Raw genomic sequence first — 6999 nt, 5'->3', positions numbered from 1 at the left:
TCAACCGCGGGCCGCCTTTCGGCATTTTTTCGGAGAGCACGGCCCGCACCGCTTTGAGCCGCGTATCACAATTCAAAGCGCCGATATTCTCAAGCGAGAGATTCGCCTTGGGCGCGCTGCCCGAATGACACGCCGCGCATTTCTGCGCGACGAGCGACGAGGCCGCGATAGATCGGCTCGGTTGGGGCTGCGTAGTCGCCGGGACTGGCGCCGATGAAGCAATAGCGTTTGGCTCCCTCAGCTTCTCGACGACCTTTGCCGCGATCGCCTCGATTTCGGCGTCGTTCCGCCCGAGCGGCATCGGCTGCGGAGCGACGGCTTGGTAGCTGTAGTAATATGGAGCGGCCTCGGCCACCGGCACGCCGACCGCCACCGCCACTGGCACCGCCACCACGTTCGTAACAATCGCCTCCGTCTTCACGCGGCATGCGGCCGCGGCAGAGACCAGAGGCCAGAGGCCGGAGGCCAGGATCGGCACGGTCAGCGCCACGAGCTTGAACGGCGTAAACACTTTCATAGCAGTCCTCAGTTCCTTGTCACTTGCCACTTGCCACTTGTCACTTGTCACTTGTCACTTGTCACTTGTCACTTCGCGCTAGCGTCGCTGCCTCGGCGAAACTGCTTTCCCATTGCCCGCGAAGCACGGGCCGCCCTTCGACAAGCGTAAGGATGATCGGATCGTGCGAAACGCCAAGTGAATCGATGAAACGTGCTTCGGGAATCCCGAGTTCGCGGGCGGCCTGCTCGCGGCTGACCGGCAAGTATGCGAACTCGCGAACCGCACGGGCCAGCGCTTCAGCCAGATCCTCGGGCTTCAACTCGGCGGCGCGGGCGACCGCTTGGGCGTAGGTTTCGCGGTCGAACGCCATCTGCCGCTGCAACCGCGGCTCGTCGTAAAACTCGGCCGCCCGCTGAACGATCGCGGCGTCGTAGCTCCGTAGATCGACTCGGCCCGTCGAGAGCAGGCGGGTTTGATCGTCGCGCAACGGCCGCAAGCCGCTCTCGGTGTGGCAGCGGATGCAGGAGATCATCGGCGTGACTATTCCGTCGCCGTGCAGGTCGCTGGTGTCTTTGGCGATTTTGTCGGGAACGGATTGTTGCAGCTTGCCGACCGCGTCATACAAGGCGACGCGCCATAGGCCGTTCGGCGCGACGGCGAACCATTCCCCCGCGTCGTATTTCAGATTCACTCCGTCGGCGGAGAGCGGGCGGCGAATCGGATCGCGCTCGGCATCGACTCGCGCGACATCGAGCGTTTCGTAAACGCCCCCCAGCGGCCCTTGCGACCAGACCACGCGCCGCGGCTTCTGCGTGACGGCGGAGATCAGCAGGTTCGCGCCGGCATTCGCCCGGAGCCGATCGATGGTCGCCGAATCGACGCCAAGCGATTTGAGAAACTCGGTTTCGGTCGCCGGAATGCCGGCGAAGGCGTAGTAATTCGGCGTCGCGGTCGCGCGCGCCACGAAATCGTCGGCCCGCAAAATGGCGCCAGCGCTGCCCGAGTAGGCGCGGAGCTTGGCGGAATCGTCGAGGTTCAGCCAGCCGCCGTCGACAGTGACGATCAAAGTCGCCGGCCGGCCGCTGGGCGCTTGGTTCGCGGGTCTGTTCGGCCCGCTCGCAGCCAGAATCTCCGTACGGAGGTGCCAATACGGATCGGCTTCGACCAGCTTCTCCCACGCGGCCGACCAGGCGTCGAACTCAGGGCGATCGGCGATGTAGTTCGAGATCGAAAACCGCAGCAACGTCGGCGACACCGCAGTTGGCGGCGTGACGGTCCGCGTGCGGCTGAGCGCGTTGAGCGTGTAACTCACGACGCGCTGGGCCTCCGCGCGCCGCTCGGCCGGGATCGCATAGAGCGACAAGTACCGCACGCCAAGCCGGACCACGGCGGGCAACCGCTCGATATCAGCCACCGCCGCGTGTAGCTCGCTGGCCGGCGTCTGCGCATAAAGCGAGCCGCAGAGGGCGACAACAACGGCGAGGAGAACCGATAGGCGTTTCATATCACGTACGAAGTGCGATGTACCAAGGACGAAGTGGGGGATTGAGAATCTGAATTGCGAAGCGGACGAAAGGTCAATCTGTTTCGTGCTTTGACCTTCGCACTTCGTACTTAGGATTTCGTGTACCATCCGAAGGCATTTTCGGCCCAAAACAAATGCCCGAGTCGCTCGGTCGGTTGAATTGGCGGAAGAGCGACGGGCGGACCCGGTTGCGGCGCTGGCGGTGGAGGCGCGGGTGGCGCTGGCGGCGGCGGAGTAGGAGGAGTCGGCAGCGGCATCGGTGGCGATTCCATCTGCCCGACGAGCGCCAAGTCGGCCGCGAGCGATTGAATATCAAATCCGTTGGGAGCGATATACGCGTCGCTCAGGAAGTCTTGTGACAGAATCGCGTAGGCTTCGTCGACGTAGGCGTCGTAAAACGCCCACGTCATTTGCACGAGCTGGCCCCAAGTGACGACGATCGGCCCGGTCAAGTTGTACGCCACAGCCGAGACGCAATGCCCGCCCCAGCAGCCGGGCGAGCCTCGGCCGATCGGCCCCAGCGGCGGCACGTCCCACACGGCCTGATTCTGAGCGGAAAGCGGCATCGCCACTCCGAGATATGCCCCGCCGAACAGATAGACGGCCTGCATCACTTGCTCGTGCTCCGCCTGAGCGAGCGCGGCGAAAGCTCCGATCTTGTGGCCGACAATCCCATCGGCCCGCCATTTCTTGAGCACGTCCAACTCGACGCAGCCGGTGTCTTGGCCGCCGGTGAAGCTGAGATACTCGGCGACGATATCGCGGTCGGCCGGCAGAAACGGATCGCCCGCGTTGTCGGCCCAGCACTGGCTCAAATGAGCCGCGCCGGCGAACGTGCAATCGCCATATTGATCGTTGCCCAGCATCGGCCAGGCGGGAACTTTCGCCGAGTAGTCGCAACTTGCCGGAACCGGCGGCAACGCCCGGTTGTATCGCCCGAAGTGCAGCGTGCGAACATCGTGCTTCGGAGGCAGCTTGCCAAGTTTCATGTCAGGCACCACGTTTGGGGTGGGCAGGAGATCGGAGGTTGTTCGTTAGCCGGTTCGCTTGCGAACCGAAGCGCGTGTGGTCATTTCGGCCAACTGGCCAGCGCAGTCGTCGGGTGGCAATGGCCAGCGCAGTCGGCCAATGCCGGACGCCGGAGTTGGATTCGGAAGCCGATATTCCGATGTCCGAACTCCGACCTCGCTCATCACTTCTGCTCAAATTGCGCGAAGATCGCTTCAATCACCGGCAGCCATTTCTGCACGGCCGCGATGAACGCTTGAATGCTCGCCAGGTCGATGCCTTGCGCCGCCGCGACCGATTCGACCCCTTCACGCAGGTCGAGCGCCGACATCCGACCAGTTGCGGGCGCCGGCGCGGGACTGCCGCCGAAAATGGTTTCCAACTGCGCGACGATCGCCAGCAACGCGTCTTTGTTGGCCAACAGCCATTCGAAAAACTTCATATCAACCTCCCTGGGGACTGTCCCCTTTTGTGAAGTCCGCGCAGCAAAAGGAAACTGTCCCCTTCGTCCCGCGGATTTGTCAGATGCTCGAAAAACGAAAAAAGCCCGCCGCCGGACAATCGTCCGACGGCGGGCTCTTGAGATACCTGTGTCTAATCAGGCTCCGCGGATACCGCTCAACTCACGAGACTATATCCGAACCGCTGGCACAATTTCTAGGGGCAGACCAAACGATGCGGCTTTCTCAGGCCCGCAGGGCTACAATGCAGGGATGATGGACAACGCATCGAATGGCGATTCGCACGCTCCACGGAAAAACACCCGTCGTCGTCGCTGGTTTCAATTCAGCCTACGATCGCTCTTGATTTTCACGATGATTTGCGCCGTTGCGTGCGGGTGGCTGGGAAGCAGGATCGAGAAAAAACGCAAAGAGCGCGAAGCGGTGGAGGCGATCATCAAACTGCGCGGCAACGCATATTACGACTACGAGTTGGACCGAGGCAACCCAAATCACGATCCACCCGGACCGGAGTGGCTACGAAAGTTGCTCGGGGAGAATCTCTTCAGCGACGTGTCCGTTGTACTCCTTCGAAATGTCGCCAAACCACGAATCGAATGCGTCGAACCGCTGACACAGCTCCATATGCTGAGGCTCGACGGATCCAATGTCACCGACGCCGACTTAGCGCGTCTCGAGGGGTTGATCAATCTCGACTACCTCGAGCTAAGTGGAACTAAGGTCACCGATGATGGATTGGAACACCTTACTGGCTTGAGCAAGCTCCAAGAGCTGCGTCTCAACGAAACCGCGGTCAGCGACATCGGGCTAATCCGCCTCAAGCGGTTGACCCAACTCCGAGAACTGTCACTTTGTGCAACCAAAGTCACTGACAATGGATTGATGCACCTGAAAGGGATGACCAATCTAAAAGGCCTGCTGTTGATGGATATGAAGATCACCGACGCTGGACTGGCAAATCTCGAATCATTGACCCAACTCGAATGGCTTTGGCTTGCTCGGACAGACATCACCGACGCTGGATTGGAACACCTCAAAGGGATGACCCAACTTCAAGAGCTGGTTCTGCATGGAACCAACATCACCGACGCTGGACTCGAAAGCCTTAAAGGGTTGGCCCAACTCCAAACATTGAATCTTGGAAAAACCCACGTGACCGGGGCGGGAGTTGCGAACCTTCAGAAAGCGTTGCCGAAGTGCAACATTTTGACTGAGTGAACAAAGCGGATGAGCTAGCTCCGCAGCGTGTGCCGGACGATAATCGAGTGCGCTTGGTTCTTGCGGCGGCGGACTTCATTCCTTGGCCTGAAAGGCCGACGGAGCCCAGCCCAGGGCGCAGTGAGGCCGGCCGCTAGGGCGGGCAAGCGACGCCCTGGGTTTGCGATTCCCAAAGTCGGCTTAGCCCTGTAAGGGCGATGGAAGTCTCGCATTGGTCTCGCCATGCGGTCCGCTGGGCGTCGTCTCCTGCGGCCCTTCAGGCCGGCGGCGCGCGAGCGGCTTTGGCTATCCCGGGGTTCCGCTCCGTTCTCCTTGCGGAGAACGTCGCTGCGCCCTGGGCTTGGCTCCGCCGGTCTTTCAGACCGCAGACAACCCGCCCCGTCCGCGCAACATCTTGCTCGCGGAAGCTCCGCGCCGTGCGATTTCTTTCCCTAAACGAACTCGGAAGTTTCGCTATTCACCTGCTCGTCGATGGCCTTATCGCGAAGCTCCATGATCGCGGCAGGCAAAGGTTCTCCTTCCCTCTGATTCTGCGCCTCGACGATCGCCCGCATTTCTTCGCTGCACTCCCGAAAATCGTCAACGTTAGCAATTTGATGACCGCGCGCCTGCTGCTCAATAATCCATTTCTCGGCGAATTGGCACGGAGAGAGCCATGCCTGGCACGAGCGACGGATTCCGTCGTCAATCTTGGCGTCGTATTCCATCACGCCGTCATAGATCGCCTTGCGAATCACTCGATCCGCGCGAACGATCCGTTGAATTGCGTCGATGCCGAGCTGGAGAAACGCTTCGCAATCTCGACAGTCCATCGCTTCCTGATGCGCCTGCATCAAATCGTTGGACTCGCGATTGTAGTTTTCAACCTGCCGTTGGACCGTGCGGTAGGCGAGGGATTCAGTTCCCATGAGAAAGCGCTGGTCAGATCGAATTCGTGCAGCGGATAATCGTGCCATTCTTCAGGCCGAAGCAAAAAGCCGGGCGTGCTCGCGCAGGGCGAAGCGGTCGGTCATGCCGGCGAGGTAGTCGCCCACTGTTCTCAGCAAGCCGGTGCTCGCGGCGCGAGCGAGAAAACCTTCGGGAAGCAATTCCGGGCGCTGCAAATATCCATTGAACATTTCCTCGAGCCGGGCTTGAGCATGGGCGCGCATCTCGAGCACTTGCGGATGACGATAGACCCGATCGTGCAGCATCGCTTCCAAATCCGATTTCAAGTCGGCGAGTTCGGCGCTGTGCCGGATCGCGACCGGCGCGCGGCGGACCGCTTCGACGCTGTCGATCTTCAATTCGCCGAGCTGCTTTTGGCTCTCGGCAAGCAAGTCGCCGGCTTGCCAATCGATCAGCTCGTGCAGCACAGCGCGGCGCAGCTCGGGGCCGGCCAGCCCCGCGTACTGCTCGTTCACGCGGCGCGCCGCTTCGCGCCATAAGGGGACTTCCAGCAAATCGTCGAGCGCGAGCAGACCCAATTCCATCGCGTCGTCGGCGTCGTGCGTGTCGTAGGCGACGCTGTCTGCCGCGTCGACGACTTGAGTCTCCAGCAACGGTCGCCGCGACTCGGCGCCTATCCGAGTACCGCCTGCGGAGAGGGAGACAGTCCCCTTTTGTCCCGCTTCCATCGAATCCGCCGCGGCGGACACAAAAGGGGACAGTCCCCTGCCGCTTTCGGATAGGCTTTCGGTCGTCTTCTCCGCACGAGCGGCTTGCCCTGCGAGCACTTCGCGCGACAGATTCAAGCCGGGGAAGGTTGGATAGCGGCGCTCGAGCTGCTCGACGATCCGCAGCGCTTGGCGGTTGTGGCTAAAGCCGCCGACAGTCCGCAGACATTCATCGAGCGTCTCTTCTCCCGAGTGGCCGAACGGCGGATGGCCGATGTCGTGCTGCACGGCCAGCGCCTCGACCAGATCCTCGTTCAGGCGCAGGGTCCGGCCGAGCGTGCGGGCGATGAGACTCACCTCGAGCGTGTGCGTCAACCGGCTGCGATGGTAATCGCCGAGTTCTCCCGTGAAGACTTGCGTCTTGTAGCTCAGCCGCCGATACGCGGCGCTGTGAATGATCCGGTCGCGATCGCGAGCAAACGGCGCACGATAAGCATGCGGCGGCTCGGGATGCTTTCGGCCTGCCGAGTCAACGCTGTGCATCGCGTACGGCGCGAGTAGCATCGCCTCGCGTTCGGCAAATGCAGAAGAACCGGAAGAGGGCATCGGACTCGGGACTCGGTTGGGGTGGCACACCGCTGGCTTGTCCAGCAGTGATGGACTCTAGCAGATGCTTGATCGTTGATACTCCTT

At 61.5% G+C, this 6999-nt stretch carries 7 protein-coding genes; 1 reads left to right on the top strand and 6 read right to left on the bottom strand.

What is annotated here, in order from left to right; all coding sequences use genetic code 11:
* The 4 genes from VGY55_01355 to VGY55_01340 form a co-directional block, all read right to left on the bottom strand.
* Nucleotides 1–517, bottom strand: a 517-nt coding sequence (locus VGY55_01355; protein ID HEV2968602.1) for a hypothetical protein, incomplete at its 3' end; no start/stop codon positions are given.
* A 61-nt stretch (nucleotides 518–578) separates the two neighbouring features.
* On the bottom strand, nucleotides 579–2003 hold the full coding sequence (locus VGY55_01350) for a hypothetical protein (GenBank protein ID HEV2968601.1): 1425 nt from the start codon (nucleotides 2001–2003) through the stop codon (nucleotides 579–581).
* A gap of 110 nt (nucleotides 2004–2113) precedes the next feature.
* Nucleotides 2114–3013: a hypothetical protein gene (locus tag VGY55_01345; GenBank protein ID HEV2968600.1), complete on the bottom strand. Its 900-nt coding sequence runs from the start codon at nucleotides 3011–3013 to the stop codon at nucleotides 2114–2116.
* 203 nt (nucleotides 3014–3216) lie between these two features.
* A complete protein-coding gene (locus VGY55_01340) occupies nucleotides 3217–3474 on the bottom strand; it encodes a hypothetical protein (GenBank protein HEV2968599.1) in 258 nt (85 codons plus the stop codon).
* Nucleotides 3475–3847: 373 nt separating this feature from the next.
* On the opposite strand from VGY55_01340, the gene VGY55_01335 reads away from it, so the two are divergent.
* Complete coding sequence (locus tag VGY55_01335) at nucleotides 3848–4711, top strand: hypothetical protein (GenBank protein HEV2968598.1); 864 nt, start codon at nucleotides 3848–3850, stop codon at nucleotides 4709–4711.
* Nucleotides 4712–5142: 431 nt separating this feature from the next.
* On the opposite strand, the gene VGY55_01330 is transcribed toward VGY55_01335, so the two are convergent.
* Together VGY55_01330 and VGY55_01325 are read right to left on the bottom strand one after the other, a co-directional pair.
* On the bottom strand, nucleotides 5143–5619 hold the full coding sequence (locus VGY55_01330; GenBank protein ID HEV2968597.1) for a hypothetical protein: 477 nt from the start codon (nucleotides 5617–5619) through the stop codon (nucleotides 5143–5145).
* Nucleotides 5620–5670: 51 nt separating this feature from the next.
* A complete protein-coding gene (locus VGY55_01325; protein ID HEV2968596.1) occupies nucleotides 5671–6912 on the bottom strand; it encodes a deoxyguanosinetriphosphate triphosphohydrolase in 1242 nt (413 codons plus the stop codon).
* Between the last annotated feature and the right edge of the window lie 87 nt (nucleotides 6913–6999).

The sequence above is a fragment of the Pirellulales bacterium genome (genome assembly GCA_035939775.1).
GTDB lineage: Bacteria > Planctomycetota > Planctomycetia > Pirellulales > DATAWG01 > DASZFO01.
This window is presented reverse-complemented; position numbering and strand designations above follow the sequence as displayed.